The sequence below is a fragment of the Aquibium pacificum genome (assembly GCF_040839445.1).
In the GTDB taxonomy this organism is placed as follows: Bacteria; Pseudomonadota; Alphaproteobacteria; order Rhizobiales; family Rhizobiaceae; genus Aquibium; species Aquibium pacificus.
The window spans coordinates 589,689-614,920 of record NZ_JBDPGJ010000002.1 but is presented as its reverse complement, the minus strand read 5'-3'; the positions used below and the strand labels follow the sequence as shown (position 1 = coordinate 614,920).

The 25,232-nt window shown below is 66.8% G+C and carries 26 protein-coding genes; 15 read left to right on the top strand and 11 right to left on the bottom strand.

Annotation, left to right across the window (positions count from 1 at the left end; all coding sequences use genetic code 11):
• Positions 1 to 30 precede the first annotated feature (30 nt).
• Complete coding sequence (gene rpmA, locus ABGN05_RS09350) at positions 31 to 300, top strand: 50S ribosomal protein L27 (protein ID WP_367953736.1); 270 nt, start codon at positions 31 to 33, stop codon at positions 298 to 300.
• 124 nt (positions 301 to 424) lie between these two features.
• Positions 425 to 1,015, top strand: coding sequence for a GNAT family N-acetyltransferase (locus tag ABGN05_RS09345; protein WP_367953735.1), 591 nt, complete (start codon positions 425 to 427; stop codon positions 1,013 to 1,015).
• A gap of 37 nt (positions 1,016 to 1,052) precedes the next feature.
• Here the strand turns inward: ABGN05_RS09345 and ABGN05_RS09340 are convergent, their stop codons facing one another.
• Positions 1,053 to 1,922, bottom strand: a complete 870-nt coding sequence (locus ABGN05_RS09340) for an endonuclease/exonuclease/phosphatase family protein (RefSeq protein WP_367953734.1) — start codon at positions 1,920 to 1,922, stop codon at positions 1,053 to 1,055.
• A 125-nt stretch (positions 1,923 to 2,047) separates the two neighbouring features.
• Here ABGN05_RS09340 and obgE point away from each other — a divergent pair, with 125 nt between their 5' ends.
• The 11 genes from obgE (at position 2,048) to ABGN05_RS09285 (ending at position 13,233) form a co-directional block, all read left to right on the top strand.
• Positions 2,048 to 3,091 (top strand): GTPase ObgE, encoded by a 1,044-nt coding sequence (gene obgE, locus ABGN05_RS09335; protein WP_367953733.1) that lies wholly within the window; start codon positions 2,048 to 2,050, stop codon positions 3,089 to 3,091.
• Positions 3,092 to 3,116: 25 nt separating this feature from the next.
• Positions 3,117 to 4,259, top strand: coding sequence for a glutamate 5-kinase (gene proB, locus ABGN05_RS09330; RefSeq protein ID WP_367953732.1), 1,143 nt, complete (start codon positions 3,117 to 3,119; stop codon positions 4,257 to 4,259).
• Between the two features lie 4 nt (positions 4,260 to 4,263).
• Positions 4,264 to 5,550 (top strand): glutamate-5-semialdehyde dehydrogenase, encoded by a 1,287-nt coding sequence (locus tag ABGN05_RS09325; RefSeq protein ID WP_367953731.1) that lies wholly within the window; start codon positions 4,264 to 4,266, stop codon positions 5,548 to 5,550.
• 117 nt (positions 5,551 to 5,667) lie between these two features.
• Entirely contained in the window at positions 5,668 to 6,258 is a 591-nt protein-coding gene (locus ABGN05_RS09320; protein ID WP_367954353.1) for a nicotinate-nucleotide adenylyltransferase, read from the top strand.
• 85 nt (positions 6,259 to 6,343) lie between these two features.
• Positions 6,344 to 7,636: an MFS transporter gene (locus tag ABGN05_RS09315; protein ID WP_367953730.1), complete on the top strand. Its 1,293-nt coding sequence runs from the start codon at positions 6,344 to 6,346 to the stop codon at positions 7,634 to 7,636.
• Positions 7,637 to 7,791: 155 nt separating this feature from the next.
• Positions 7,792 to 8,166, top strand: coding sequence for a ribosome silencing factor (gene rsfS, locus ABGN05_RS09310; protein WP_367954352.1), 375 nt, complete (start codon positions 7,792 to 7,794; stop codon positions 8,164 to 8,166).
• A 19-nt stretch (positions 8,167 to 8,185) separates the two neighbouring features.
• Positions 8,186 to 8,668 carry a 23S rRNA (pseudouridine(1915)-N(3))-methyltransferase RlmH gene (rlmH, locus tag ABGN05_RS09305; protein WP_367953729.1) on the top strand — a complete coding sequence of 161 codons (483 nt, stop codon included), beginning with the start codon at positions 8,186 to 8,188 and terminating at the stop codon, positions 8,666 to 8,668.
• 141 nt (positions 8,669 to 8,809) lie between these two features.
• On the top strand, positions 8,810 to 10,144 hold the full coding sequence (locus ABGN05_RS09300) for a murein hydrolase activator EnvC family protein (protein ID WP_367953728.1): 1,335 nt from the start codon (positions 8,810 to 8,812) through the stop codon (positions 10,142 to 10,144).
• On the top strand, positions 10,134 to 11,459 hold the full coding sequence (locus tag ABGN05_RS09295; RefSeq protein ID WP_367953727.1) for a S41 family peptidase: 1,326 nt from the start codon (positions 10,134 to 10,136) through the stop codon (positions 11,457 to 11,459). The genes ABGN05_RS09300 and ABGN05_RS09295 overlap by 11 nt, the downstream gene beginning before the upstream one ends.
• Before the next feature lie 76 nt (positions 11,460 to 11,535).
• Positions 11,536 to 12,708 carry a divergent polysaccharide deacetylase family protein gene (locus ABGN05_RS09290; RefSeq protein ID WP_367953726.1) on the top strand — a complete coding sequence of 391 codons (1,173 nt, stop codon included), beginning with the start codon at positions 11,536 to 11,538 and terminating at the stop codon, positions 12,706 to 12,708.
• 3 nt (positions 12,709 to 12,711) lie between these two features.
• Entirely contained in the window at positions 12,712 to 13,233 is a 522-nt protein-coding gene (locus ABGN05_RS09285; RefSeq protein ID WP_367953725.1) for an RNA pyrophosphohydrolase, read from the top strand.
• A 263-nt stretch (positions 13,234 to 13,496) separates the two neighbouring features.
• On the opposite strand, the gene ABGN05_RS09280 is transcribed toward ABGN05_RS09285, so the two are convergent.
• The 9 genes from ABGN05_RS09280 to ABGN05_RS09240 form a co-directional block, all read right to left on the bottom strand.
• Positions 13,497 to 13,904 carry a F0F1 ATP synthase subunit epsilon gene (locus ABGN05_RS09280; RefSeq protein ID WP_367953724.1) on the bottom strand — a complete coding sequence of 136 codons (408 nt, stop codon included), beginning with the start codon at positions 13,902 to 13,904 and terminating at the stop codon, positions 13,497 to 13,499.
• 94 nt (positions 13,905 to 13,998) lie between these two features.
• Positions 13,999 to 15,552 carry a F0F1 ATP synthase subunit beta gene (gene atpD / locus ABGN05_RS09275; protein WP_367953723.1) on the bottom strand — a complete coding sequence of 518 codons (1,554 nt, stop codon included), beginning with the start codon at positions 15,550 to 15,552 and terminating at the stop codon, positions 13,999 to 14,001.
• Positions 15,553 to 15,574: 22 nt separating this feature from the next.
• The gene (locus tag ABGN05_RS09270; RefSeq protein WP_367953722.1) at positions 15,575 to 16,456 is read right to left on the bottom strand and encodes a F0F1 ATP synthase subunit gamma; all 882 of its coding nucleotides are present in this window, start codon (positions 16,454 to 16,456) and stop codon (positions 15,575 to 15,577) included.
• A 25-nt stretch (positions 16,457 to 16,481) separates the two neighbouring features.
• A complete protein-coding gene (gene atpA, locus ABGN05_RS09265; RefSeq protein WP_367953721.1) occupies positions 16,482 to 18,011 on the bottom strand; it encodes a F0F1 ATP synthase subunit alpha in 1,530 nt (509 codons plus the stop codon).
• Positions 18,011 to 18,571, bottom strand: a complete 561-nt coding sequence (locus tag ABGN05_RS09260; protein WP_367953720.1) for a F0F1 ATP synthase subunit delta — start codon at positions 18,569 to 18,571, stop codon at positions 18,011 to 18,013. Before ABGN05_RS09260 ends, atpA begins: the two co-directional genes overlap by 1 nt.
• A 232-nt stretch (positions 18,572 to 18,803) precedes the next feature.
• Positions 18,804 to 19,190, bottom strand: a complete 387-nt coding sequence (locus ABGN05_RS09255) for a DUF4345 domain-containing protein (RefSeq protein WP_367953719.1) — start codon at positions 19,188 to 19,190, stop codon at positions 18,804 to 18,806.
• A 196-nt stretch (positions 19,191 to 19,386) separates the two neighbouring features.
• Positions 19,387 to 19,833, bottom strand: a complete 447-nt coding sequence (locus ABGN05_RS09250; protein WP_367953718.1) for a hypothetical protein — start codon at positions 19,831 to 19,833, stop codon at positions 19,387 to 19,389.
• A 322-nt stretch (positions 19,834 to 20,155) separates the two neighbouring features.
• Positions 20,156 to 20,518, bottom strand: a complete 363-nt coding sequence (locus ABGN05_RS09245) for an ASCH domain-containing protein (RefSeq protein ID WP_367953717.1) — start codon at positions 20,516 to 20,518, stop codon at positions 20,156 to 20,158.
• Between the two features lie 8 nt (positions 20,519 to 20,526).
• A complete protein-coding gene (locus ABGN05_RS09240) occupies positions 20,527 to 22,710 on the bottom strand; it encodes a primosomal protein N' (protein WP_367953716.1) in 2,184 nt (727 codons plus the stop codon).
• Positions 22,711 to 22,800: 90 nt separating this feature from the next.
• Between ABGN05_RS09240 and fsa the strand changes: the two genes are divergently transcribed.
• Both fsa and ABGN05_RS09230 read left to right on the top strand, forming a co-directional pair.
• Positions 22,801 to 23,454 (top strand): fructose-6-phosphate aldolase, encoded by a 654-nt coding sequence (gene fsa, locus ABGN05_RS09235; protein WP_367953715.1) that lies wholly within the window; start codon positions 22,801 to 22,803, stop codon positions 23,452 to 23,454.
• 6 nt (positions 23,455 to 23,460) lie between these two features.
• On the top strand, positions 23,461 to 24,273 hold the full coding sequence (locus ABGN05_RS09230) for a 2-keto-4-pentenoate hydratase (RefSeq protein ID WP_367953714.1): 813 nt from the start codon (positions 23,461 to 23,463) through the stop codon (positions 24,271 to 24,273).
• 10 nt (positions 24,274 to 24,283) lie between these two features.
• On the opposite strand, the gene ABGN05_RS09225 is transcribed toward ABGN05_RS09230, so the two are convergent.
• Positions 24,284 to 25,207, bottom strand: coding sequence for a 1-acyl-sn-glycerol-3-phosphate acyltransferase (locus tag ABGN05_RS09225; RefSeq protein ID WP_367953713.1), 924 nt, complete (start codon positions 25,205 to 25,207; stop codon positions 24,284 to 24,286).
• Positions 25,208 to 25,232: the final 25 nt, after the last annotated feature.

The following is a 25,232-nucleotide window of genomic DNA, read 5'->3' as shown; positions in this document are numbered from 1 at the left end:
GGCGCTCGGCGAGCGCGAAGGAGCAGGAAAATGGCACACAAGAAAGCTGGCGGTTCGTCGCGCAACGGTCGCGATTCGGAATCCAAGCGCCTTGGCGTGAAGAAGTTCGGCGGCGAGAAGGTCATCGCCGGCAACATCATTATTCGTCAGCGCGGAACGAAGTGGCACCCGGGGTCCAATGTCGGCCTTGGCAAGGACCACACGCTGTTCGCGCTCCAGGAAGGCGCTGTCGCGTTCCAGAAGAAAGCCAATGGTCGCACCTACGTATCGGTGAACCCGATGACCGAGGCCGCGGAGTAGCCGGTTCCGCACTTACCAACACCGGCAGCCCATCTCGGGAACCGGTGTCTGGACAGTCCAGAATAGGGATCAGGGGAGATGGGCCGCCATCGCCCCTTTTTCTTTGTCTGGAAGGACGGAAGACATGGTTGCCGAGAAGGAAGACGTCGAAGACGAAAGTCTGCGGATAGACTGCCCGGTGGTCGTCACCGAGCGCTTGGTGCTGCGCCCGCCGCACGTGGACGACATTGCCGAACTCGCCGAACTCGCCAACAGCCGTCGCATCGCCGAGATGCTCGGCCGCATGCCGCATCCCTATGGCGAGGTCGAAGCGAAATCCTTCATCCAGAATTCCAGGCGGCGCGAGAAGGGCGGCTGCGTCTACGCCATCACCAATTCCGACAGCGGCGCTTTCGTCGGCTGCGCCGGCCTCGACGCCAGGCCGCACGGCCTGGAACTCGGCTACTGGATCGGCGAGCCCTACTGGGGCCGAGGCTATGCGACCGAGGCGGCGCATGCGCTGGTCGATCTCGCCTTCCGGGCGACCGCGATCGACGTGCTGCACGTCACCTGCCGGGTGATCAACGCGGCCTCCCGGCGCGTCATCCACAAATGCGGCTTCCAGTACGCCGGGCAGGGGATGCTGAACTCGCTGGTCGCCGGCCAGGTGCCGGTGGAGCGCTACCAGCTCGACCGGCGCACCTGGGTGAGCCTGAGAAGCTGGGGGCAAGCGTGAGCGCCGCCCCTGGCGCGACGCCTGCCGGAGCCGGCCGTCAGCCGAGTTCGAGCCAGACCGGGCGGTGGTCGGAGCCGACCGCCGTCTCGTCGATCCAGCAGCGCTTTACACGTGGAGCCAGAGAAGCGTGGATGAAATGGTAGTCGAGGCAGCGGCGGCGGGCCGGGTCGTCCGGCCGCTTCGGGTCGATCCATGTGATGCGGCCGGCCGGGTCGGACGCGCCGAGCGTCGCGGCGTCCACCGGATGACCGGCGCGGCGGGCGATGCCGAACTCCACGTCCGGAATGCCGGTCATCTCCAGATACTCCGAGCCGCCGGGCTCCAGGTTGAAGTCGCCCATGAGGACGAACTCTTCCGGGCGCGGCGGCTCGGGAAATCCCATTTCGGACGTGCCGGTCACGGCGCCGCCCTCGCTCGGATAGGCGAGGACCTTGGCGACGAGGTACCGGATCTGGTCGATGCGCTCGCTTGGGCTGGTGTGATCGAGATGGACCGAATAGAAGCGCACCGCGCCGGACGGCGTGGCGACGAGGGCTTCGAGCGCGCCGCGCTGCAGGTTGAGCCGGTCGAAGGTGCGGCTGCGCGGCAGGAGCAGGTTGCGCGAGGAAAGCACCGGCGTCTTCGACAGGATCATGTTGCCGAACTCGAAATGCCGGTCGACGGCGCGTCCGTTCTCGAGAGCCGATCCCATGTCCACGGAATAGGGCGCGCCATAGATGGAGAAATAGTCCGGCAGAAGGTGGCGCAACTCCGCCACCATGTCGCGGCCGGCGTTCTGCGGGTTGTTGCGCGAGACCTCCTGCAGCGCGATCAGGTCGGCCCCGCGCACCGCGTCGGCGATGCGGGAAAGATCGTAGCGGCCGTCCATGCCGATGCCGTACTGGATGTTGTAGGTCACGCATTTCATGGTTCGGCCCCGTGCGCTGGTTCGGATTCCGCCCGGCGGCCCCTCGCGCAGCCGCCGCGCATGGGTTAGAGCAACTGACGTCCGCCGAGGCAAGCCGCGGCGGCCAGAAGGATGATCGTGCAGACATGAAGTTTCTCGACCAGGCCAAGGTCTACATACGCTCCGGCGACGGCGGCGCCGGCTCGGTGTCGTTCCGCCGCGAAAAGTTCATCGAGTTCGGCGGGCCGGACGGCGGCGATGGCGGGCGCGGCGGCGACGTCTGGCTCGAGGCGGTCGACGGGCTGAACACCCTCATCGACTATCGCTACCAGCAGCATTTCAAGGCCAAGACCGGCACGCACGGGATGGGCCGCAACCGCACCGGCGGCAAGGGCGCCGACGTCGTGCTGAAGGTTCCGGCCGGAACTCAGGTGTACGAGGAAGACAACGAGACGCTGATCTGCGACCTCACGCACATCGGTCAGCGTTATCTGCTGGCAAAGGGCGGCAATGGCGGCTTCGGCAACACCCATTTCAAGACCTCGACCAATCAGGCGCCACGCCGGGCCAATCCCGGCCTGCCCGGCGAGGAGATGACCATTTGGCTGAGGCTGAAGCTGATCGCCGACGCCGGGCTTGTCGGCCTGCCGAATGCCGGCAAATCGACCTTCCTTGCCTCCGTGACTGCCGCCAAGCCCAAGATCGCCGACTACCCGTTCACCACGCTGCATCCCGGGCTCGGCGTTGCGCGCATCGATGCGCGCGAATTCGTCATTGCCGACATTCCCGGGCTGATCGAAGGCGCGCACGAGGGCGCCGGCATCGGCGACCGTTTCCTCGGCCATGTCGAGCGAACCGGCGTCATCCTGCATCTCGTCTCGGCGCGCGAGGAACACCCGGGCAAGGCCTACAAGACCATCAGGCAGGAACTCGAGGCTTACGGACACGGGCTTGCCGAGAAGCCGGAGGTCCTCGCGCTGAGCCAGGTCGACACGATCGATGCGGCGGAGCGAAAGAAGAAGACCGCCGCGCTGAAGCGCGCCGCCGGCGTGCAGCCGCTGATGCTGTCCTCGGCCACGCGCGAGGGCGTGGAGGAGGTGCTGCGCCGGCTCATGACCGTCATCGAGGAGACGCGCGCCGGAGACGCTCCAGTCGCAGCGGACGAACGGTGGCAGGATCGGGAGGCGTGACGCGCGAAAGGATGACCAGCCTCCCATGACCCGCCCCCTCTCCTCCCATCGCCGCATCGTCGTCAAGATCGGGTCGGCCCTGCTGGTCGACCGAGAATCCGGCCTGAAGCGGGAATGGCTGCGTTCGCTCTGCGCCGACGTCTCCGCCCTGGCGGATGCGGGCGTGGAGATGTGCGTGGTCTCCTCCGGGGCGATCGCGCTCGGCCGGACGATCCTCGCTCTCGGCCGGCGGCCGCTGAAGCTCGAGGAAAGCCAGGCCGCGGCGGCCGTTGGCCAGATCGCGCTCGCCGGCGCGTGGGCGGAGGAACTCGGCCGCCATTCCCTGACCTCGGGACAGGTCCTGGTGACGCTCGGCGACACCGAGGAGCGGCGGCGCTACCTCAATGCGCGCGCGACCATCGCCACCCTTCTGAGGATGAAGGCCGTCCCTGTCATCAACGAGAACGACACGGTTGCGACCTCGGAGATCCGCTACGGCGACAACGACCGCCTGGCGGCGCGGGTGGCGACGATGATGACGGCCGATCTCCTGGTGCTTCTGTCGGACATAGACGGGCTCTACACCGCGCCGCCGGCGCTCGATCCCGGTGCCGAGTTCATTCCCGTCGTCGACCGCATCACGCCGGAGATCGAGGCCATGGCGGGTGCGGCGGCTTCCGAGCTCTCGCGCGGCGGCATGCGCACAAAGCTGGACGCTGGCAAGATCGCCACCACCGCGGGCACGGCGATGATCATCACCTCCGGAACGCGGCTCAACCCGCTCTCGGCGATCGACCGGGGCGAGCGTGCGACCTTCTTCAGGCCGAGCGCCAACCCGGTGCGCGGATACAAGACCTGGATTGCCGGCAATCTGGAGCCGGCCGGATGGCTGACCGTGGACGCGGGCGCGGTCGGCGCCCTGATGGCCGGAAAGTCGCTGCTGCCGGCCGGCGTCAGGCGCGTCGAGGGCAGCTTCGCACGCGGCGACACGGTCGCGGTCCTTGCGCCCGAAGGCCGCGAGATCGCGCGCGGTCTGGTTGCCTACGACGCCGCGGATGCCGTAAGGATCGCCGGCCTGCGCAGCAACGAGATCGCGGGCGTGCTCGGTTACGAAGGCCGCGCCGCCATGATCCACCGCGACGACCTCGTGGTGACGCAAAGCGCCTCCCGGATGGAGCCCCAGGACTGACGCCATGCTGACGAGAAACGAGAGATCGAGCGAAGACGTCACGGCAATGATGGCGGAAATCGGCCGCAAGGCGCGCGCCGCCGCCCGGCCGCTGGCGATGGCCAGCGCGGAGCGCAAGCATACGGCCCTCCTTGCCATGGCCGACGCGCTCCTGCGCAACAAGGCGGCGATCATGGAAGCCAACGGGCTCGACATGGCGCAGGGCGAGGAGAACGGCCTCGCCGCTTCCTTCCTCGATCGGCTGAAGCTGACGCCCGAACGCATCCGCGCCATGGCCGACGGGGTGCGTGCCATCGCCGAGCTGAAGGATCCGATCGGCGAGGTCATCGCCGCGTGGGACCGCCCGAACGGGTTGCACATCGAGCGCGTGCGCACGCCGCTCGGCGTGATCGGCGTCATCTTCGAGAGCCGGCCGAACGTCACGGCAGACGCCGGCGCACTCTGCGTCAAGGCCGGCAATGCCGTGATCCTGCGCGCCGGTTCGGACTCTTCGAATTCGTCGGCGGCGATCCATGCCTGCCTAGCGGAGGGCTTGCGGGCCGCCGGACTTCCCGAGGATGCGATCCAGCTCGTGCCGGTGACCGACCGCGCGGCGGTCGGCGAGATGCTGAAGGGGCTCGGCGGAAACATCGACGTGATCATCCCGCGCGGCGGGCGCGGCCTCGTCGAGCGGGTGCAGACCGAGGCGCGGGTGCCGGTCTTCGCGCACCTGGAAGGCATCTGCCATCTCTACGTCGACAAGTCTGCCGATCTCGACATGGCCGTGAAGATCGCCGTCAATGCCAAGATGCGGCGCACCGGCATCTGCGGCGCCGCCGAGACGCTGCTGGTCGACCGCGCCTGCGCGGACACCCACCTCCTGCCGATCCTAAAAGCCCTGGCGGCGGCCGGCTGCGAGATCAGGGCCGACGAGGAGACGCGCGAGTTCTATCCGGAAGCGAAGGCCGCGACCGATGCGGACTGGACGACGGAGTATCTCGACGCGATCATCTCGGTGAAGCTGGTCGACGGCGTCGCGGACGCGATCGAGCACATCGAAGCCCATTCCTCGCACCACACCGAGGCGATCGTCGCCGAGGACGCGGCCGCGGTCGAGCGGTTCTTCAACGAGATCGACTCGGCGATCCTGCTCCACAACGCGTCTACCCAGTTCGCCGATGGTGGCGAGTTCGGCATGGGCGCCGAGATCGGCATCGCGACCGGCCGCATGCACGCGCGCGGACCGGTGGGCGTCGAACAGCTGACTTCGTTCAAGTATCGCGTAAGGGGCACGGGGCAGGTACGACCGTGAGGTCCGTCCGGACGAGCGCGTGACAATCCTGCGGGCAATCCACGGCCGCCGCGACTGGCGGGAATGCGAGTGGCCTGCGCAATGAGTCTCGATCGCTTGAGCAACGCGTATCTGCGCATGCCACATGTCGAGAAGGGCATGGCCGTCGGGCTGTTCGGCGGTTCGTTCAACCCTCCCCACCGCGGGCACGCGCTGGCCGCCGAGATCGCACTGAGGCGCCTGCGGCTCGACCAGCTGTGGTGGATGGTGACGCCGGGCAACCCGCTGAAGAACGCAAGCGAACTCGCACCGCTCGGCGATCGGATCGCGCGGTCGCAGGCGCTCATGCACGATCCCCGCGTCAAGGTCACCGCGTTCGAAGCCGCCTGGCGCATCCGCTACACCGCCGAGACGCTGGCGCTGGTGAAGGAACGCAATCCCGGCGTCCATTTCGTCTGGGTCATGGGCGCCGACAGCCTGGCGACCTTCCACCGCTGGCAGCGCTGGCGGGCGATCGCCGCCACGTTCCCGATCGCCGTGATCGACCGCCCCGGCTCGACGCTCGCGTTCCTCTCCTCCGTCATGGCCAAGACCTTCGCGCGCTCACGCGTCGACGAGGACGAGGCGCCGAAACTGGCGCGCATGCAGGCTCCCGCCTGGACCTTCATCCACGGGCCGCGGTCGTCCCTTTCTTCGACCGCCCTGCGCAACGGCCTACCGCGGGACTGAGCCGGCGAAGCGTCGTCCGGTTCGGGACAGTTTCTGCCGCTTTCGTCGCATTCGGCGGGATGTGAAACCGACATTGTGCCTGACGATGAGCGCCTCAGCTTCCAACGATCAAGACACAGCCGCCGAGGCGCTGCCAGCGCCGCTGACGGCGATCGCCAGCGTCATCCTGTCGTCGGCGCTGGTCGCCATCGGCAACGGCCTGATGTTCGCGTTCATTCCCGTGCGTCTCGGCGCGGAAGGCCTGCCGCCGACCTGGGCCGGCCTGATACTGACCGGCCTGTCCGCCGGTGGCATGGCCGGGTGCTTCCTCACCGGGCGCATGGTCAATCGCGTCGGCCATGCGCGCGCCTTCATGACCTTTTCGGCGCTGATCATCCTGTCGAATGTCGCGGTCGGCGTGACCGTCGACCCCTGGCTCTGGATCGTGGCGCGGGTGCTCTACGGCTTTGCCATATCGGGCCTGTTCATCGTGGCGCAGAGCTGGCTCAACGACGTCGTGGAGAACGATATCCGCGGGCGCGTCACCGCGACCTTCTACATGAGCTACATCGTCGGGCTCGGCATTGGCTCGTATCTGCTTGCGTTCATCGATGCCATGACCAACGCCGCGCCGGTGCTTGCCGTTGCCTTCGCTGCAGTTTCCATCATTCCCGTCGGGCTGACACGTTTGAGGACGCCGCCGCCCCCGCCGATTGCATCCATCGCGCTCAGGCGCGCATGGGCCATCTCGCCGGTCGGGCTGGCCGGCATGCTCGCGGTCGGCGGACTGTCGATGATGGTGGCCGGCTTCGCGCCGATCCACGCGACCGCCATCGGCTTTGGAAAGAACGACGTCGCCCTGCTGCTGCTGGCCATGCCGCTCGGCACGCTGATCGTGCAGCTGCCGCTCGGCTGGGTCTCCGACCGCACCGACCGCCGCTACGTGCTGGTCGCGGCCTCGGGTATCGTGATCGGCGCCGGTCTCCTGGCGACGGGCGCGGACGGCTCGGTCTTCTGGTGGATGATCGTGGTCTACATGATGTGGAGCGGCGCCACCGAATCGATCTACTCGATCTCCAGCGCCCATGCGAATGATCGCGCCGAAAAGGGCGATCTGGTCGTGCTGGCGAGCACGATGCTGTTCGCCTGGTCGCTGTCCGGCTTTCTCATTCCCGGCATGGCCACCGCGCTCACGGCGATCGTCGGGACCGGGGCCTTCATCGTCATCGCCATCGTGATCGCGCTCGCGTTCGGGAGTTTCGTGCTGTGGCGGCTGACACAGACGCAGGCGGTGCCGGTGGCCGAGAGCGGAGACTTCGCCCCGTTGTCCGCCCACACGCCTCCGGCCGCGGAACTGGCCTTCGCGCCGGCGGACGAAGGCCCCTCCCGCTCGCGGTAGAACTGGCACGCCCGGAATGTGAAGGCGGCGTGTCTTGAAAGTGTTAGGGGACTCTGCCTATCTTTCACCTGTCGACCGTGATTCACGGCGATGTCGTTGTTCTTGATGCGAAAGGAAAGACACTGAGAACAGCTTTGGTGAAGAAGGCTGAGAATATGCCTTCGCTGGCTGGGTTGAACCGGAACGGTGTTGCCCATGCCCTGAAAACGGTCCTTGACTCTCTCGAAGACTCGAAGGCCGAAAACGTTGTCCCCATCGACATCCAGCGCAAATCGAGCATTGCCGACTACATGGTCGTGGCCTCAGGCCGTTCGAACCGCCATGTCTCGGCCGTGGCCGATCACCTGATCAAGGCGCTGAAGGAGGCTGGACTGGGCACTGCCCGGGTCGAAGGCCTCGCCAGCGCGGACTGGGTGCTGATCGATGCCGGCGACGTGATCGTGCATGTCTTCCGGCCGGAAGTCCGAGAGTTCTACAGCATCGAGAAGATGTGGCAGGCACCGGACCTGGAGGACGAAACGGTTCATTGAACTGTTTCGTCGGGGCTGAATGAAGATTGCCGTTCATGCTGTGGGCCGGATGAAGGCCGGCCCCGAGCGGGAACTGGCCGACCGCTATCTCGACCGGTTCGCCAGGGCCGGTCCCCCCGTCGGGCTCGAATGGGCCGGATTGACGGAAATGGCCGAGAGCCGCGCGCAGAGCGCGGCCGAGCGCAAGCGCGACGAGGCACAGAGGCTCGAAACAGCAGCGGCTGCCGGCGCGGCCCTCGTGATTCTCGACGAACGGGGCAGGAACCTGTCGTCCGAGGCGCTTGCTTCCTGGATCGGCGAGCGTCGCGACCAGGGCCAGCGTGAGATGCTTTTCGCCATTGGCGGTCCGGATGGCCACGCGGAGGATGCGGCGCGGAAGGCGGCGCTCGTGCTTTCCTTCGGATCGCTCACATGGCCGCATCAACTGGCGCGGGTCATGCTGGCGGAGCAGCTCTACCGGGCCGTGACGATCCTTTCCGGCCACCCCTATCACCGCGCCTGAGCGATTTTATCCGCCGGACGGTATCATTTTCGCCAAAAAGACTGTCGACTGAGGGTCAGGAGGCTTGCAACCCACCCGGTATGGTTGATGCTTCGTTAACTGGCTTGTCCCTACTCTGGACGGATGGACCCCGCGGCCAAGATGACCCGTTCCGCCTGCCGGCAGCTACGCCGCGCGATGCACGTCGGCATCGTGTCGTCGGCGCTTGCGCTTGTCATGGCGCCGGCGGCGATGGCTCAGGACCCGGACAAACTTGCGGAACAGAGGGAGCAGACCCGGTCGGAATACGAGAGCATCCTGGAGGCCATGACGCTCACCGACGATCGGCTCCAGGAACTCGCCGACGAGATCGCCGCGGTGCGCAAGGACACCACGGCGATAACCTCGGCGCTGGTCCAGACCGCCAAGACCGAGCGGAAGCTCGCGGAGGATATTTCGGAGATCGAGGAAAGGCTGGCCGGGCTCGAGGACCAGGAGTCGGGCATCAAGCGCTCGTTGCATGCGAGGCGCGGCGTCCTGGCCGAGGTCCTCGGCGCGCTGCAGCGCATGGGTCTCAACCCCCCGCCCGCGATCCTCGTGAAGCCTGAGGACGCGCTCTCGTCCGTCCGCAGCGCCATTGTTCTCGGCGCGGTGGTGCCCGAACTGCGCAGCGAGACCGAGATCCTGATTTCCGACCTGCGCGAACTGGCTTCCCTGCGCGCGTCGATCGACGGCGAGAAGGAGCGCCTGCTTGCCACGCTGCGCGATCAGGCGGCCGAGAAGCAACGCCTCGCGCTACTCCAGGAGGAGAAACAGCTCCTCTTGCGCGAATCGCAATCCACCGCGGAAGCGGAACGTCGCATGTCCGAGGATCTGGCCGCTCGCGCAGGCACTCTCAAGGAATTGATCGAGTCGCTGGAAGAAGAGATCACGGCCGTCCGGCAGGCGGCGGAAGAGGCGCGGCGCGCCGAGGAAGAGCGGGCGCGGCGCGAGGCGGAAGCGGCCGGAAAGCCCATCCCCGAGCAGAACCAGCTTGTCGGCGGAATGCCGTTCGACAGCCTGCTGAAGAAGGTTTCACTGCCCGTTCCCGGTGCCTTCGTGCGCCGCTTTGGCGACAGCGACGGGGTCGGTGGGCACATGCTCGGCGACACGGTTCAAACACAATCCGGCTCTATCGTCACCGCACCTGCAGATGGTAGCGTTCTCTATGCCGGACCGTTCCGCTCCTACGGTCAACTCTTGATCCTGGACGCGGGCGACGGCTATCATGTGGTCTTGGCGGGATTGGGAAGAACAAGCGTCTCGCTCGGTCAGTCCGTCGTTGCCGGAGAGCCGGTGGGTGCCATGGGCGAGGCGAGGCTCGCCAGCATGATGGCGTTCGGTAGTACCAACACCAATCCGGAACTGTACGTCGAGTTCCGAAAAGATGGAAAACCCGTGGATCCGTCACCCTGGTGGACGGAACGCAGTTCTGGAAGGACAGGAAATGGTACGTAGGTTGTCGCTTCTTCTTGCCGGCGCCCTGATGGGCGCGACAGCAATGAGCGTCGTTTACGGTTCGCCGAGTTCCACGGCCAACGCCGCTGGCTCCGACACCTATCGCCAGCTCGCGATCTTCGGCGACATCTTCGAGCGGGTCCGCGCGCAGTACGTCACCCCGCCTGAAGACAAGATGCTCGTGGAGAGCGCCATCAACGGCATGCTCACCTCGCTCGACCCGCATTCTTCGTACCTCAACCCGGAAGCCGCCAAGGACATGCGGGTCCAGACCAAGGGCGAGTTCGGCGGCCTCGGCATCGAGGTCACGATGGAGAACGAACTCGTCAAGGTCATCACACCGATCGACGACACCCCGGCCTCGCGCGCCGGCGTTCTTGCCGGCGATCTGATATCCGAAATCGACGGCGAGGAAGTCCGCGGGCTCACGCTGTCGGATGCCGTCGACAAGATGCGCGGCGGCGTGAACACACCGATCGAACTGACGATCCTGCGCGAGGGTGCCACCGAGCCGATCAAGATCACCGTCATCCGCGACATCATCAAGGTGAAGGCGGTCAAGTACCGGGTCGAGGAAGACGTTGGCTACATGAAGATCACCTCGTTCACGGAGAAGACCTTCGACGACTTGCGCAGCGCCATCGCGGCCATCAAGAAGGACATTCCTGCTGACAAGCTCAAGGGCTACGTGCTCGATCTGCGCCTCAACCCGGGCGGATTGCTCGACCAGGCCGTCAGCGTCTCGGACGCGTTCCTCGATCGCGGCGAGATCGTCTCCACTCGCGGCCGCGATCCCAAGGACGTCACCCGGTTCGACTCGCGCGCCGGCGACCTGACCGACGGCAAGCCGATCGTCGTGCTGGTCAACGGCGGTTCGGCGAGCGCGTCGGAGATCGTCGCAGGCGCCCTGCAGGACCATCGCCGCGCCACGGTGCTCGGCACCCGCTCCTTCGGCAAGGGTTCGGTCCAGACGATCATCCCGCTGGCCGAGAACGGCGCTCTTCGGCTGACGACGGCGCTCTACTACACGCCGTCGGGCACGTCGATCCAGGGCACGGGCATCATTCCGGACATCAAGGTGGAGCAGCCCCTGCCAGAGGAACTGCTCGGCCGTGACGTGTCGCGCGGAGAATCGGACCTGCGGGGCCACATCAAGGGCGCCGCCGAGGACGACGAGGGTTCGGGCTCCGCCGCCTACGTGCCGCCGGATCCCAAGGACGACATCCAGCTCTCCTACGCCATGGATCTGCTGCGCGGTAAGAAGACGGATCCGGCATTCCCGCCGAACCCCGACCAGGCGGTTCTGAACCAGTAGTGCCTCACTCTGGCGCCGGTGCTGCGGCCCGGCGCCATTCAACTTCGCTTGCGCTCCAGGGAATTCATTTCCGCCCGTGACCAAGGAACTCGAACGTCCCCTCGGGCAGGACAGGCGTCGGGAATCAACGCGCGGCTGGGGATTCCCGGGCCCGGCCCGGATCGGCGGCCTCTCCCTCGCGGCGGCAGTCGTCGCGGCCGGCGGCTATATCGCCCTGCAACCGGATCGGTTCCGTACGCCGGCGGTCGAAGTCCGAACCGTCGCCGCATCCGATACCGGGGAAGCCGGGACTGTCGCGATCCAGACGACTGAAACGCCTCCCGAGCAGCCCGTCTCTGGCGTCAAGACGCCCGGTCCTTCGATCATCAAGCTCTCTCCCGACGACGGCGCCGCGAAGAACGTCATCGTGATTCGCGATCCCTCCGCCGTCGGACAGGATTTGCGGGTCGCGCACCTGCCCGACAGGGCGCTTCTGGAACAATCGGAATCGGGACCGCTGCCGGTCCGTGCCGCCGATGGCCGGCGCGCGGTGGACGTCTATGCGCGGCCGTGGTCCGGCGCGCGCGGCGCCCGCGTCGCGATCGTCATCGGCGGGCTCGGGCTTTCCCAGACGGGCACGCAGGAAGCCATCAAGAAGCTGCCGCCGGAAGTCACGCTCGCCTTCGCGCCGCAAGGCAACAGCCTCGGCCGCTGGATGCAGGCCGCGCGCCGCGACGGCCACGAGATCATGATGCAGCTTCCGCTGGAGCCCTTCGACTATCCGCGGGTCAATCCAGGCCGCAACACGCTGACGACCGAGGCCGACACGCAGCAGAACATTTCGAACCTCCACTGGACCCTGTCGCGCACGACCAACTACACCGGCGTGATGAACTACATGGGCGCCCGCTTCGCCACCGACCGCGCCGCCTTCGCGCCGGTGATGGAAGAACTCGGCGCGCGCGGCCTGCTCTATCTGGACGACGGGTCGTCGGCGCGCAGCCTTGCCGGCGAACTCGCCGCGAAGAGCAAGGTCCCGTTCGCTCAGGGCGACACCATCATTGACGAAACCCGCGACCGCGGTGCGATCCTCGGGAAGCTCGACCAGCTCGAGGCGACCGCCCGCGCCAAGGGCTACGCACTCGGGACCGGTTCGGCCTTCGACACGACGGTCGATGCCGTCGCTACCTGGGTCCGCGAGGCCAAGAAGCGGGGGATCGAGATCGTGCCCGTTTCGGCAGTGGCGGCTGACCCGGAGAAAAGGAACTGAGGCATGGCGAAAAAGAGGCCCGTCGACCCGGAGAGCCTGCCGTACCGGCCCTGTGTCGGCGTGATGGTGCTCAATCCCCAAGGCCTGGTCTGGGCCGGCCGCCGCATCCATGTCACTGACGGCGAGATGGCCGGCGCGACCAAGCTGTGGCAGATGCCGCAGGGCGGCATCGATCCCGGAGAGGACCCACTGCCGGCGGCCAGGCGCGAACTCTACGAGGAGACCGGCATGCGCAGCGTGTCGCTGCTCGCCGAGGCGCCCGACTGGATCACCTACGAACTGCCGCCCGAACTCGTCGGCATCGCGCTCAAGGGCAAGTATCGCGGCCAGGCACAGAGATGGTTCGCCTTCCGCTTCGACGGCGACGAAAGCGAGATCAAGATCAACCCGCCGCCCGGGGGTCACGAACCCGAGTTCGACCAGTGGGCCTGGAAGCCGGTCGACGACCTGCCCGACCTCATCGTGCCCTTCAAGCGCAAGGTCTACGACCAGGTCGTCGCCGCGTTCCGACAATTCGCGGCTTGAGGCGAGTACTTCAGGCGGAAAGACCTGCGATCCCCGTTGCCCCTCATGGTGAGCCTGTCGAACCACGCAAGATAGCGCGGCAAGGCCGTTGCGTGGTTCGACAGGCTCACCATGAGGGGAATCGGGGAAGCTTTCCACTCGGGTCATGGTGTACCCTGCCCGCCGGTAGATGATGCCGCGTGGCATCCAACCGATAGACCCTGGAAAAACGAAAGCCGGGCGCAAGGCCCGGCTTCGTCGATGATCGTCAGCTCGCCGTATCGTCAGGCCGGCAGAATCGCGCCTTCGAGTGTGGTCAGCTGGCCGAGATATTCTTCCAGCCGCGTCCGCTCATGGTGCTCGGAGGCGTCCGAAAGGTCCTCTCGGGCTTCCTGGATGCGGCGGGCGAGTTCTTCGCGGTTGAGCTTGTCGACATGCGTGGCCGATTCGGCGAGCAGCGTGCAGCCTTCCGGCAGAATGTCGGCAAAGCCGCCGAACACGACGTAGCGGTCGGTCTTGCCGGCCGCCGTGTTGACCGTGACGACGCCCGGCTTGATCGTGGTCATGACCGGCGCATGGTTGGCCATCACGGTCATCTCGCCTTCCGCGCCGGGAATGACGACCGATTCGACGTCCTCGGAGACGAGGAGCCGCTCGGGCGAGACCAGTTCGAACTTGAAAGCTTCAGCCATCTTTGATCAGGCGGTCGGCAATCGGCAGTCGGCAGTCGTGCCGCCCATCCGCTCTTTTCCCGACTGCCTACTCCCTACTGCCTATTGCCGTTGCCTACGCCGCTTCCGCCGCGAGCCGCTGTGCCTTTTCGATCGCCATGTCGATCGAGCCGACCATGTAGAAGGCGGCTTCCGGCAGGTGATCGTATTCGCCGGCGACGAGGCCCTTGAACGATCGGATCGTGTCCTCGATCGGCACGAGCTGGCCCGGGGAACCGGTGAACACCTCGGCGACGAAGAAGGGCTGCGACAGGAAGCGCTCGATCTTGCGGGCGCGGGCGACGGTGATCTTGTCCTCTTCGGAAAGCTCGTCCATGCCCAGGATCGCGATGATGTCCTGCAGCGACTTGTAGCGCTGGAGGATTTCCTGCACCGAACGGGCGACCCGGTAGTGCTCCTCGCCGACGATCATCGGATCGAGCATGCGCGAGGTCGAGTCGAGCGGATCCACGGCCGGGTAGATGCCCTTTTCCGAGATCGCGCGGTTGAGCACGGTCGTGGCATCCAGGTGCGCGAACGAAGTCGCAGGCGCCGGGTCGGTCAGATCGTCGGCCGGCACGTAGATGGCCTGCACCGACGTGATCGAACCCTTGTTGGTGGTCGTGATGCGCTCCTGCATGGTGCCCATGTCGGTCGCCAGCGTCGGCTGGTAACCCACGGCGGAAGGAATGCGGCCCAGAAGCGCCGACACTTCCGAACCCGCCTGCGTGAAGCGGAAGATGTTGTCCACGAAGAAAAGCACGTCCTGGCCCTGGTCGCGGAAATGCTCGGCGATCGTCAGGCCGGAAAGCGCGACGCGGGCGCGGGCGCCGGGCGGCTCGTTCATCTGGCCGAACACGAGCGCGCACTTGGAGCCCTCGGTCGAGCCGCCATGCTCGTGCGGGTCCTTGTTCACGCCGGACTCGATCATCTCGTGATAGAGGTCGTTGCCCTCACGGGTGCGCTCGCCGACGCCGGCGAACACCGAGTAGCCGCCATGCGCCTTCGCGACGTTGTTGATCAGTTCCTGGATCAGCACGGTCTTGCCGACGCCGGCGCCGCCGAACAGGCCGATCTTGCCGCCGCGGGCATAGGGTGCCAGCAGGTCGACGACCTTGATGCCGGTGACGAGGATCTGCGCCTCGGTCGACTGGTCGACGTAGAGCGGTGCGTCCTGGTGAATGGCGCGCTTGGACTGGGTGACGACCGGCCCGGCCTCGTCGACGGGTTCGCCGATGACGTTGAGGATGCGGCCGAGCGTTTCGTCGCCGACGGGAACCATGATCGGCTGCCCGGTGTCGGCCACGGCCTGGCCGCGCACGAGACCCTCGGTGGAGTCCATCGCAATGCAGCGCACGGTGTTCTCGCCGAGGTGCTGGGCGACCTCGAGCACAAGGCGGTTGCCGCCATTGTCGGTCTCCAGCGCGTTCAAGATCGCCGGGAGCTTGTCCTCGAAGGACACGTCGACGACAGCGCCGATGACCTGGGCGACCTTGCCGGTCGCGACCGCCTTGGAGAACACCTCGGCGGTCGTGTCGGCGACGGTGGCCGCGGGCGCGGTCTTGCGCGGAGCCCGCTTGGCCGGCGCCTTCTCGGCGGCCGGTGCCTTCGGGGTAGCTGCTTTAGCCATTTCTCTTACCCTCTTGGTTCGTCTAGAGCGCCTCGGCGCCCGAAATGATCTCGATCAGTTCCTTGGTGATCTGCGCCTGGCGCTGACGGTTGTAGGTAATCGTCAGGCGGCTGATCATGTCGCCCGCGTTGCGCGTGGCGTTGTCCATGGCGCTCATCTTGGCGCCCATCTCGCCGGCCGCGTTTTCCAGGAGCGCGCGGAAGATCTGCACCGAAATGTTGCGCGGGATGAGGTCGGCGAGGATCTCGCCCGCCTCGGGCTCGTATTCGTAGACGGCCCCGCCATTGGCGGCATCGCCGTTCTCGACCGCCGGAGCGGACGCCGGAATGATCTGCTGTGCCGTCGGCACCTGGCTGATCACCGACTTGAACTCGGAATAGAACAGCGTGCAGACGTCGAATCCGCCCTCGTTGAAGAGCTGGATAACCTTCCTGGCGATCGCGTCGGCGTTGACGAAGCCGACCTGCTTGACCTCGCGCAGTTCGATGCGCTCGATGATCAGCCGGGCGAAGTCGCGGCGCAGGATGTCAGCGCCCTTCTTGCCCACGGTGATGATCTTGACTTCCTTGCCCTCGCGCTGGAGGCGGCGGACGTGCTCGCGCGCCAATCGCGCGATCTGCGAGTTGAAGCCGCCGCACAGCCCACGCTCGGCGGTGCATACGACGAGCAGGTGCACGTCGTCCTTGCCCGTGCCCGTCATCAGCGCGGGGGCGTCGCCTCCAGACACGGCACTCGCGATGTTGGCGAGAACCTTGCCCATGCGCTGCGAATAGGGACGCGCGGCTTCCGCGGCCTCCTGCGCGCGCCGCAGCTTCGCCGCGGCGACCATCTGCATCGCCTTGGTGATCTTCTGCGTCGCCTTCACCGAGGCGATGCGGTTGCGCAGATCCTTGAGTGAAGCCATGCCCCGACCCTGCCGTTAAAGCCGCTTACGCGAAGTTCTTCGCGAAGGCGTCGATCTCGGCCTTCAGCTTGCCGCGCAGATCGTCGGAGAGCGCCTTCTCGGTGCGGATCGCGTCGAGGACGGGCTTGCCTTCCGTGCGCATGTGCGTGAGCAGGCCCTGCTCGAACTGGCCGACCTGGGCGATGGTCAGCTTGTCGAGATAGCCGTTCACGCCGGCGAAGATGACCGCGACCTGCTCTTCCGTCTTGAGCGGAGAGAACTGCGGCTGCTTGAGCAGTTCCGTCAGGCGGGCGCCGCGGTTCAAGAGCCGCTGCGTGGCGGCGTCGAGATCCGAGCCGAACTGAGCGAAGGCCGCCATTTCGCGATACTGCGCGAGCTCGCCCTTGATCGAGCCGGCGACCTGCTTCATCGCCTTGATCTGCGCGGCTGAGCCGACGCGCGAGACCGAGAGGCCGACGTTCACCGCTGGGCGCACGCCCTGGAAGAACAGGTTGGTCTCGAGGAAGATCTGGCCGTCCGTGATCGAGATCACGTTGGTCGGGATATAGGCCGACACGTCGTTGGCCTGCGTCTCGATGACCGGAAGCGCGGTCAGCGATCCCTTGCCGTTGTCGTCGTTGAGCTTTGCCGCGCGCTCGAGCAGGCGCGAGTGCAGGAAGAAGACGTCGCCCGGATAGGCTTCGCGGCCGGGCGGACGGCGCAGCAGCAGCGACATCTGGCGGTAGGCCACGGCCTGCTTGGACAGGTCGTCGTAGCCGATCAGCGCGTGCATGCCGTTGTCGCGGAAGTATTCGCCCATCGCGCAGCCGGCCATCGGGGCCAGGAACTGCATCGGCGCCGGGTCGGACGCGGTCGCGGCGACGATGATCGAGTACTCGAGCGCGCCGCGCTCCTCCAGCACCTTGACGAACTGGGCGACCGTGGAACGCTTCTGGCCGACGGCAACGTAGACGCAGTAGAGCTTCTGGCTCTCGTCGTCGCCGTCGTTGAGCGGCTTCTGGTTGAGGAAGGTGTCGAGCAGGATGGCGGTCTTGCCGGTCTGGCGGTCGCCGATGACGAGCTCGCGCTGGCCGCGGCCGATCGGGATCAGCGCGTCGATGGCCTTGAGGCCCGTCGACATCGGCTCGTGCACCGACTTGCGCGGGATGATGCCGGGGGCCTTGACGTCGACGCGGCGGCGCTCGGCGGCCTCGATCGGGCCCTTGCCGTCGATAGGATTGCCCAGCGCGTCGACGACGCGGCCGAGCAGGCCTCTGCCGACGGGCACGTCGACGATCGCGCCGGTGCGCTTGACGGTGTCGCCTTCCTTGATGTCGCGGTCGGCACCGAAGATGACGACGCCGACATTGTCGCTTTCGAGGTTGAGCGCCATGCCGCGGATGCCGCCGGGGAACTCGACCATCTCGCCGGCCTGGACGTTGTCGAGGCCGTAGACGCGGGCGATGCCGTCACCCACGGACAGGACCTGCCCGACTTCGGAGACCTCGGCCTCCTTGCCGAAATTCTTGATCTGGTCTTTGAGAATTGCGGAAATTTCCGCGGCTCGGATGTCCATCAGCCGACCTCTTTAAGTGCGAGCTTGAGCGAATTGAGTTTTGTCTTGAGCGACGTGTCGATCTGGCGCGAACCCATCTTCACGATGAGGCCGCCGAGAAGCGAAGGGTCGACGGTGACCTTCATGGTCACGGTCTTGCCGGCGATGCCGGTGAGCGCCGACTTCAGTTCCCGGTCCTGTTCGGGCGAGAGCGGATGCGCCGAGACGATGTCGGCGACGATCTCGCCGCGCTGTTCGGCGGCGATCGCCCTGAATGCCTTGATCATGCCTGGCACCGCAAAGAGGCGCCGGTTGCGGGCCACGACGCGCAGGAAGTTGCCCACGAGGCCGGACATGCCGGCGCGCGCCACGACGGCGGAGATCGCCTTGTACTGGTCGTCGGCGGAAAAGACGGGGCTTTCGATCAGGCGCTTCAGATCGGCACTCTCGGAGAGCAGAGCTTCAAAATCATCGAGGTCGGATTCGACCTTCTCGACGACGTTCTGTTCGAGAGCCAGCTCGAAGAGAGAACCGGCATAGCGCCCTGCAACGTCGGAAACTGGCGATGTAGACTTTGCCACGAACGGTCTTCTCTTACTGGAGAGGCCGCAGGATTTCGGCGCGAGCCTGAGACTCTGGCTAACCCTCTGACCTTATTGATATATTCCGACCACAAACACGGGCATGCCCGCTCCCCGGGTCGAAAGTCGATTGCCGTCTAGCACAGGCATTCCGGACTCGCAACAACCCGGCATGCAAGCTTTCGCGGCAGTTTTGTCGCATCGCGGCGGGATCGCGGCGCGGCTTCCGCGCTCACGCGAGGTAGCCGAAGACGTAGGCAAGCGGGAATAGCCCGAGGACGAGGTCGACGACGAGGCGCAGGACCGCGGTCACCCAGGCGGTACGGTCGGCGAAGAGCGCGACGGCGCGGCCGACCGCGGCGAACAGCCAGCCGGCGCCAAGGGCCAGGTAGAGCAGCGGCTGAGCGAGCATCAGGGCGGCGAGCCCGATCCCGATCGGGAAACCGCCGGTGGCCCTGAGCGCGGAGGACGCAACGGATCGGTCGCGCGGCTCGCCGCCGAGTCCCGCCCAGACACCCGGTGCGACGAGCGCCGCGAGGCCCGCGAGGATGGCGCAGACGGCGGAAGCGAAGGCCAGCGCCTCACCGGTGCTGGTGGGCCAGGGTATCGTCAGTTCCATGATGGGTCCCCGCGGAAGTGCAGGGTTTTGTAGCAGGGGGGCGGGGCGATTCGCCAGCGGGGGGTCAGGGGCCGGCTGGCCGCACGATACCGGGGGGCGGTTCCGGTTCGTGCGTCAGCGCCGACGCCCGCGCAATGAAACCATCGCGCGGCCGGTCGGATCGGGGATGCGAAGCACCAGGGGGGGATCGTCGCCGTTACGACGTGTCGGGCACCGGCTGCGTGCGGTTGACGGGCATGACGGATAGCCCGGCAAGGTGCGATGCCAGAACGAGGAACCCGCCGCCGGCGCCTAGGTTCTCGCGGTCGATAAAGTCGGCAAACGGCAGGACGGCGCGGAGCAGCGCGGCGAGCGAGCGCAGACGCAGCGCGAGCGCCATGGCGTCGGCTGGGCTGTTTCCGGAACCGAGCGGGCCGCCGGGGTCACCGGCGGAGCCGAATTGGTCTTCCAAATCCTGCCACGCCCATCCGATCGTCTCGACGACGAAGTCCCGCGCCACGGCTTCCGCATGGCGCAGCAGGGTGAGCACGAACCAGCGGACGGGAAAGGACCGGGCGCCGGCGCGCTCGGCGAGGACGGACAGCCCGACGAGCATCGCGTTGATGCGCCTCAGCGTCCGATCGTCCAATGTGCCGCCGTCCATCTCCGGACCCTCTTTTTGCCGGGGCCATTGTGGGGCCGGGTTCCGGGGGTGTGGATGCAATAGGGCCGGAAGTCGTGGGAAGCGGCGGTTTCGTTGGGGGAGGAGGAGGAATTTGTCCACGGTGAGGGTGGATGCGGTGGGGCGTATTCGGAGTCTGGGCCGGGGTGCGTCCTTCGAGGCTCGCCCGCCGGGTTTCCGGTCTTCCGGCGGATATCGTGCGGGCTCGCACCTCAGGATGAGGACCGCTGGCGGGGGCTGCAAGTCCCCCTGCAGGAGTCGTTCGGGCTCGCACCTCGGGATGAGAACCGCCGGTACGGGTCGCCTACCGCAATGGCTCGGTCGTATCGGCGGGATCGTGCCGTCCCGTATCGGTCTCCTCCGGCGTGAGGTGTTCGACGACGTCTACGATGTCGTCCAGCGTGATGGCGGGATAGTGCTCGCGCATGCCTTCGAGCATCACCGCATCCGGCCAGTCGTCCTGCCGGCCGAGCCACGCGGCGGCGGCGCGGAGCGGAATGGCCGTGACGCGGGTGACGCGCACAATCGCCATCAGCGCGGGGTCGTCGTCGCAGACATAGCGCAACAGGCCAGGCACGATCGGCCCTTCCCGCCATCGGATGGTGGAGGTCTTCCGCCCGGCCACGATGTCCGGAAAGAGGCGGGGAACGACGCCGAGGGTCTGCATTGTGGTCCTTATAAAAAGCTCTGTGGGTCGATGTCGACCTGCACGCGGACGGAACCGCGCGGCCTGTCGGCCGCGGCGAGCATGGAGCGGACGAATTTCTGGATGTCGGTGCGGCGCTCGCCGTGGACCAGCAGGCGGAAGCGGTGGCGGCCGCCGATCAGCGCGAGCGGGGCCTCGGCGGGGCCGAGTACCTGGATGTCGGTTGCGGCGGGCGCGGCGCGGCGGAGCGCGCGGGCGTGCGATTCCGCCTCCTGGCGGGTTGCAGCGCTGACGATGATGCCGGCCAGCCGGCCGAAGGGCGGCAATCCCGCCCGCTGGCGCTCCTCGGTCTCGCGTTCGTAGAAGGCCTCCGCGTCGCCCGACACGATCGCCTTCATGACCGGGTGCTCGGGCTGGTAGGTCTGGAGCAGGCCGAGGCTTTTTTTTCCGGTGCGGCCGGCACGGCCCGTGACCTGGCTGAGCAGCTGGAAGGTGCGCTCGGCGGCGCGCGGGTCGCCGTTGGCGAGCCCGAGGTCGGCATCGACAATGCCGACCAGCGTCATGTTCGGAAAATTGTGTCCCTTGGCGACGAGCTGGGTGCCGATGACGATGTCGGCCTCGCCCTTGGAGATCGCTTCCAGCTCCAGGCGCAGACGGCGCACCCCGCCCAGCATGTCGGACGAGAGCACGATGATGCGCGCGTCAGGAAAATGGCCGACGGCCTCCTCCGCGATGCGCTCCACGCCCGGACCGCAGGCGACGAGATGGTCGAGCGTGCCGCATTCGGGACAGGCTTCCGGGCGCGGCTCGTTGTGGCCGCAATGGTGGCAGACGAGCTGGCCACGAAAACGGTGCTCGACCAGCCAGCTCGAGCAGTCGGGACACTGGAAGCGGTGGCCGCAGACACGGCAGAGCGTGAGGGGCGCGTAGCCGCGCCGATTGAGGAAGAACAGCGCCTGTTCGCCGCGCTCCAGCGTTCGCCTCGTCTCGTCGAGCAGGATGGGCGACAGGAAGCCGCCGCGCGCGGGCGGCGAGCGGCGCATGTCGATCGCCTTCAGGTCCGGCAGCGCGGCCTCGGCGAAGCGGGCGGGCAGGGCAACGCGGGCATAGCGGCCCGACAGCGCGTTGACGCGGCTTTCGAGCGACGGCGTGGCCGAGGCGAGCACGACCGGAAACCCGCCGATGTGGCCGCGCACCACCGCCATGTCGCGGGCGTTGTAGTAGACGCGATCCTCCTGCTTGTAGGCGGGGTCGTGTTCCTCGTCGACGACGACGAGACCGAGTTCGCAGAACGGCAGAAAGAGTGCCGAGCGGGCACCGGCGACGACCCGCACCTGGCCCTCCGCCACCTGCCGCCAGACCTTTTCGCGCATGCGCGGCGGCAGGTCGGAATGCCATTCGGCGGGCTTGGTGCCGAAGCGGTCCTGGAAGCGTTCGAGGAAGGCATGGGTCAGCGCGATCTCGGGCAGCAGGATCAGCACCTGCCGACCCTTCATCAGCGCCGCGGCGATGGCCTCGAAGTAGACCTCGGTCTTACCGGAGCCGGTCACGCCGTCGATCAGCGTGACGGAGAAAGTCCCGGCCGACACTTTCTCCGTCAGGGTCGCGGCGGTGCTCTCCTGATCCGGCATGAGCTGCGGCGTTGCGTAGGACGGATCGGGCGCGGCCACGATCGGGCGCGGCGGCAGCATCACGTCGCGGAAGACGCCCTGCGCCTTCAGGCCGTCGATGACTGTCGACGAAACGCCGGCGGCATGGGCGAGCCCCGAGCGCGTCCAGGCGAGGCCGGAATCGGCGGTTTCGAGCACGCGGCCGCGCGCCGCCGTCATGCGATCCGGCGCGGCGTCCGTGCGTTCGATCGCCTCTATCCAGGGCTCAGGATCGAAGGCCGCCGGCGCGCGCAGCAGCATGCGGGCCACCAGGCCGGGAGGCGAGAGCGTGTAATCGGCGATCCAGTCGACGAAACGGCGCATCTCGTCCGTCACGCGCGGGCAGTCGAAGACCTGCTCGATGGGCCTCAGCTTCTTCGGATCGACGCTGCCGCCGTCGCCGTCCCACACGATACCGGCAACCTGCCGCGGCCCGAGCGGCACGCGGACGATGGAGCCCGGTCCCACCTGCATGCCGGCCGCTACGGAATAGGAATAGGGCCGGTCGGCCGGCATCGGCACAAGCACGGGAACGACCCTGGGGGGCTGCGAATCTGGTTTCATTGCGCGTGACCTTGCCCCGAGTTTCGTCTAGAGCAAAGGCCGACAAGAGCGGCTATCCGCCGCCGGACCCGTATGCCCAAGGAGACGGTCATGAAATTCTTCGCCGACACCGCCGACGTGAAGGAAATCCGGGAACTGAACGATCTCGGCCTTCTCGACGGCGTCACGACGAACCCCTCGCTGATCCTCAAGTCCGGCGGCTCGATCGCCGAGGTGACGAAGGAAATCTGCTCCATCGTCGCCGGCCCGGTCTCTGCCGAGGTGGTCGCCACCGAGTACGACGAGATGATGCGGGAGGCGAACATTCTTTCGAAGATCGCCGACAACGTCTGCATCAAGGTGCCGCTGACACTGGACGGCCTGCGCGCCTGCAAGGCGATCCGCTCGGACGGGCGCATGGTCAACGTGACGCTGTGCTTCTCGGCCAATCAGGCGCTGCTCGCCGCCAAGGCCGGCGCGAGCTTCATATCGCCCTTCATCGGCCGGCTCGACGATATCGGCCTGGACGGCATGGAATTGATCGCCGAGATCCGCACGATCTACGACAATTACGATTTCCCCACCGAGATCCTCGCGGCGTCGGCGCGGACCGTGAACCACGTGAAGCAGGCGGCCATGATCGGCTCGGACGTGGTGACGGCCCCGCCGGCGACGCTCAAGGCGCTGGTCAAGCATCCGCTCACCGACAAGGGCCTGGAGGCCTTCCTGGCCGACTGGGCCAAGACGGGCCAGAAGATCGGCTGAGGCGCCATGCCGGACGCCGGGGACTTCGCGGCACAGGTTCTGGCCGCGCTGGACGGCGGCCGCCAGGTCGAACGGTTCTCGGGGCGGGTCGACGGCTTCGACAACGGTTTCGCCTATGCCGTGACGGCGGAACTGCGCAGGCTTCGCACCGCGCGCGGCGAAAAACCGATCGGCCGCAAGATCGGCTTCACCAACCGCAACATCTGGGCCGAATACGCGGTGTTCGAGCCGATCTGGGGCGACGTCTACGACACGACCTTCCATGAGATGGCGCCCGGCGGCGTCATCCGCGCCTCACATCTGCCCGAACCGCGCATCGAGCCGGAGATCGTGCTCGGCATCGGGCGCGATCTGTCGGCCGGTATGAGCCTGGAGGAGATCGAGGCATCGGTGGACTGGGTCGCGCACGGCTTCGAGATCGTGCAGTCGATCTTTCCCGGCTGGCGCTTCGCCGCCTCCGACTGCATCGCCGACGGCGGCCTGCATGGAGGGCTTCACATCGGACCCAGACACGCGCTCCAACCGGGCCAGAGGTCGGGACTGGCCGCAAAGCTCGCCGCTGTGGAACTGGAACTGTCCTGCGACGGCGCGGTGATGGATACCGGTACCGGCTCGAACGTACTCGACGGACCGGTCCAGGCGCTGATGCATCTGGCGAAAGTGCTCGACCGCGACGCGCACAATCCGGGGCTCAGGGCCGGGGAGATCATAACGACCGGAACCCTGACGCGGGCCTTCCCTGTGGTCGCCGGACAGGCATGGTCGACAAGGGTGACGGGCGGATTGCCGCTTGCCGGATTGACTGCCGAAATCTCCTGACCCACGGACGTCAGACGGACGTCGTGGCAGCGGGCACGAACTCCGCCCGCGGGTCTGCCTTCAGCGTCTCGACCGTGTGCTTCTGCAGCATGGCTGTAATGTCGACCGGATCGCCGGCCAGCCGTGCCGCCTCGATCGGCCTGCCGACGGTGATCGAAAAGCTGAAGCGCTTCTTGTTCAGAAGCTCGTGGAACAGCGTCATGTCGCGCAATTCGGTCGAGTGCTTGGCCAGGAAGTAGAACAGCCCCGAATTGCGGGCGGAGATATGCGCTGGCACGATCGGCACGCCGTAGCGGCGGGCGAGCGCGACCGCCGATGTCTGCCAGGGACGTTCGGTGAGGCTGCCTTCGTTCCAGAATGCGATGCGGCCGGACGGGAAGAGCACGACCGCGCGCTCCTGCGAAAAGGCACGCGCCGTCATCTCCAAGGTGTCGCGGCTCTTGGAATGCGATTTCTCGCCGGGGCGCCATTCGACCGGAATGATGAGGTCGCGGAAGCCGGCGGCCACGCGCAGCGCGTCGCGGTTGGCGAAGATCGTCAGGTCGCGACGCCGGTCCTTCAGTATGTCGAAGACGGCGATTCCGTCGGCGATGCCGGTGGGGTGGTTGGGCGCCAGAATGAAACCGCCCGTGGGCGGCAGGTTCTCCAGACCGGATACCTTGATGTCGAGCGACAGCAGCGAACTCAGGTGCTGAAGCGCGTCCCAGCCGTTCAGCGGCGCGATGGCGTCGGCCATGCGCACGGCTTCGTCATAATGGAACATGCGCAGGAGCACCGGCCGCATCAGCGGCCAGAGCGGATGGCGGGAGATCTTCAGGGACCGTTCGTGGATGAGCTGGTCGATGATGTGGGAATCGCTGTCGATTGCGCTCCCGTAGAAGGCCCGCCCACCCAACAGCCTCGCAATGGAGGATGGCGACGTCTGCAGGTCCATGGTCATCGACTCCGATCGGCCCCTG

Bases quoted from the DNA above. Each gene is read 5' to 3' on its own strand.
- rpmA (WP_367953736.1), top strand. From the start codon at position 31: ATGGCACACAAGAAAGCTGGCGGTTCGTCGCGCAACGGTCGCGATTCG.
- ABGN05_RS09345 (WP_367953735.1), top strand. From the start codon at position 425: ATGGTTGCCGAGAAGGAAGACGTCGAAGACGAAAGTCTGCGGATAGAC.
- ABGN05_RS09340 (WP_367953734.1), bottom strand. From the start codon at position 1,922: ATGAAATGCGTGACCTACAACATCCAGTACGGCATCGGCATGGACGGC.
- obgE (WP_367953733.1), top strand. From the start codon at position 2,048: ATGAAGTTTCTCGACCAGGCCAAGGTCTACATACGCTCCGGCGACGGC.
- proB (WP_367953732.1), top strand. From the start codon at position 3,117: ATGACCCGCCCCCTCTCCTCCCATCGCCGCATCGTCGTCAAGATCGGG.
- ABGN05_RS09325 (WP_367953731.1), top strand. From the start codon at position 4,264: ATGCTGACGAGAAACGAGAGATCGAGCGAAGACGTCACGGCAATGATG.
- ABGN05_RS09320 (WP_367954353.1), top strand. From the start codon at position 5,668: ATGCCACATGTCGAGAAGGGCATGGCCGTCGGGCTGTTCGGCGGTTCG.
- ABGN05_RS09315 (WP_367953730.1), top strand. From the start codon at position 6,344: ATGAGCGCCTCAGCTTCCAACGATCAAGACACAGCCGCCGAGGCGCTG.
- rsfS (WP_367954352.1), top strand. From the start codon at position 7,792: ATGCCTTCGCTGGCTGGGTTGAACCGGAACGGTGTTGCCCATGCCCTG.
- rlmH (WP_367953729.1), top strand. From the start codon at position 8,186: ATGAAGATTGCCGTTCATGCTGTGGGCCGGATGAAGGCCGGCCCCGAG.
- ABGN05_RS09300 (WP_367953728.1), top strand. From the start codon at position 8,810: ATGACCCGTTCCGCCTGCCGGCAGCTACGCCGCGCGATGCACGTCGGC.
- ABGN05_RS09295 (WP_367953727.1), top strand. From the start codon at position 10,134: ATGGTACGTAGGTTGTCGCTTCTTCTTGCCGGCGCCCTGATGGGCGCG.
- ABGN05_RS09285 (WP_367953725.1), top strand. From the start codon at position 12,712: ATGGCGAAAAAGAGGCCCGTCGACCCGGAGAGCCTGCCGTACCGGCCC.
- ABGN05_RS09280 (WP_367953724.1), bottom strand. From the start codon at position 13,904: ATGGCTGAAGCTTTCAAGTTCGAACTGGTCTCGCCCGAGCGGCTCCTC.
- atpD (WP_367953723.1), bottom strand. From the start codon at position 15,552: ATGGCTAAAGCAGCTACCCCGAAGGCACCGGCCGCCGAGAAGGCGCCG.
- ABGN05_RS09270 (WP_367953722.1), bottom strand. From the start codon at position 16,456: ATGGCTTCACTCAAGGATCTGCGCAACCGCATCGCCTCGGTGAAGGCG.
- atpA (WP_367953721.1), bottom strand. From the start codon at position 18,011: ATGGACATCCGAGCCGCGGAAATTTCCGCAATTCTCAAAGACCAGATC.
- ABGN05_RS09255 (WP_367953719.1), bottom strand. From the start codon at position 19,190: ATGGAACTGACGATACCCTGGCCCACCAGCACCGGTGAGGCGCTGGCC.
- ABGN05_RS09250 (WP_367953718.1), bottom strand. From the start codon at position 19,833: ATGGACGGCGGCACATTGGACGATCGGACGCTGAGGCGCATCAACGCG.
- ABGN05_RS09245 (WP_367953717.1), bottom strand. From the start codon at position 20,518: ATGCAGACCCTCGGCGTCGTTCCCCGCCTCTTTCCGGACATCGTGGCC.
- ABGN05_RS09240 (WP_367953716.1), bottom strand. From the start codon at position 22,710: ATGAAACCAGATTCGCAGCCCCCCAGGGTCGTTCCCGTGCTTGTGCCG.
- fsa (WP_367953715.1), top strand. From the start codon at position 22,801: ATGAAATTCTTCGCCGACACCGCCGACGTGAAGGAAATCCGGGAACTG.
- ABGN05_RS09230 (WP_367953714.1), top strand. From the start codon at position 23,461: ATGCCGGACGCCGGGGACTTCGCGGCACAGGTTCTGGCCGCGCTGGAC.
- ABGN05_RS09225 (WP_367953713.1), bottom strand. From the start codon at position 25,207: ATGGACCTGCAGACGTCGCCATCCTCCATTGCGAGGCTGTTGGGTGGG.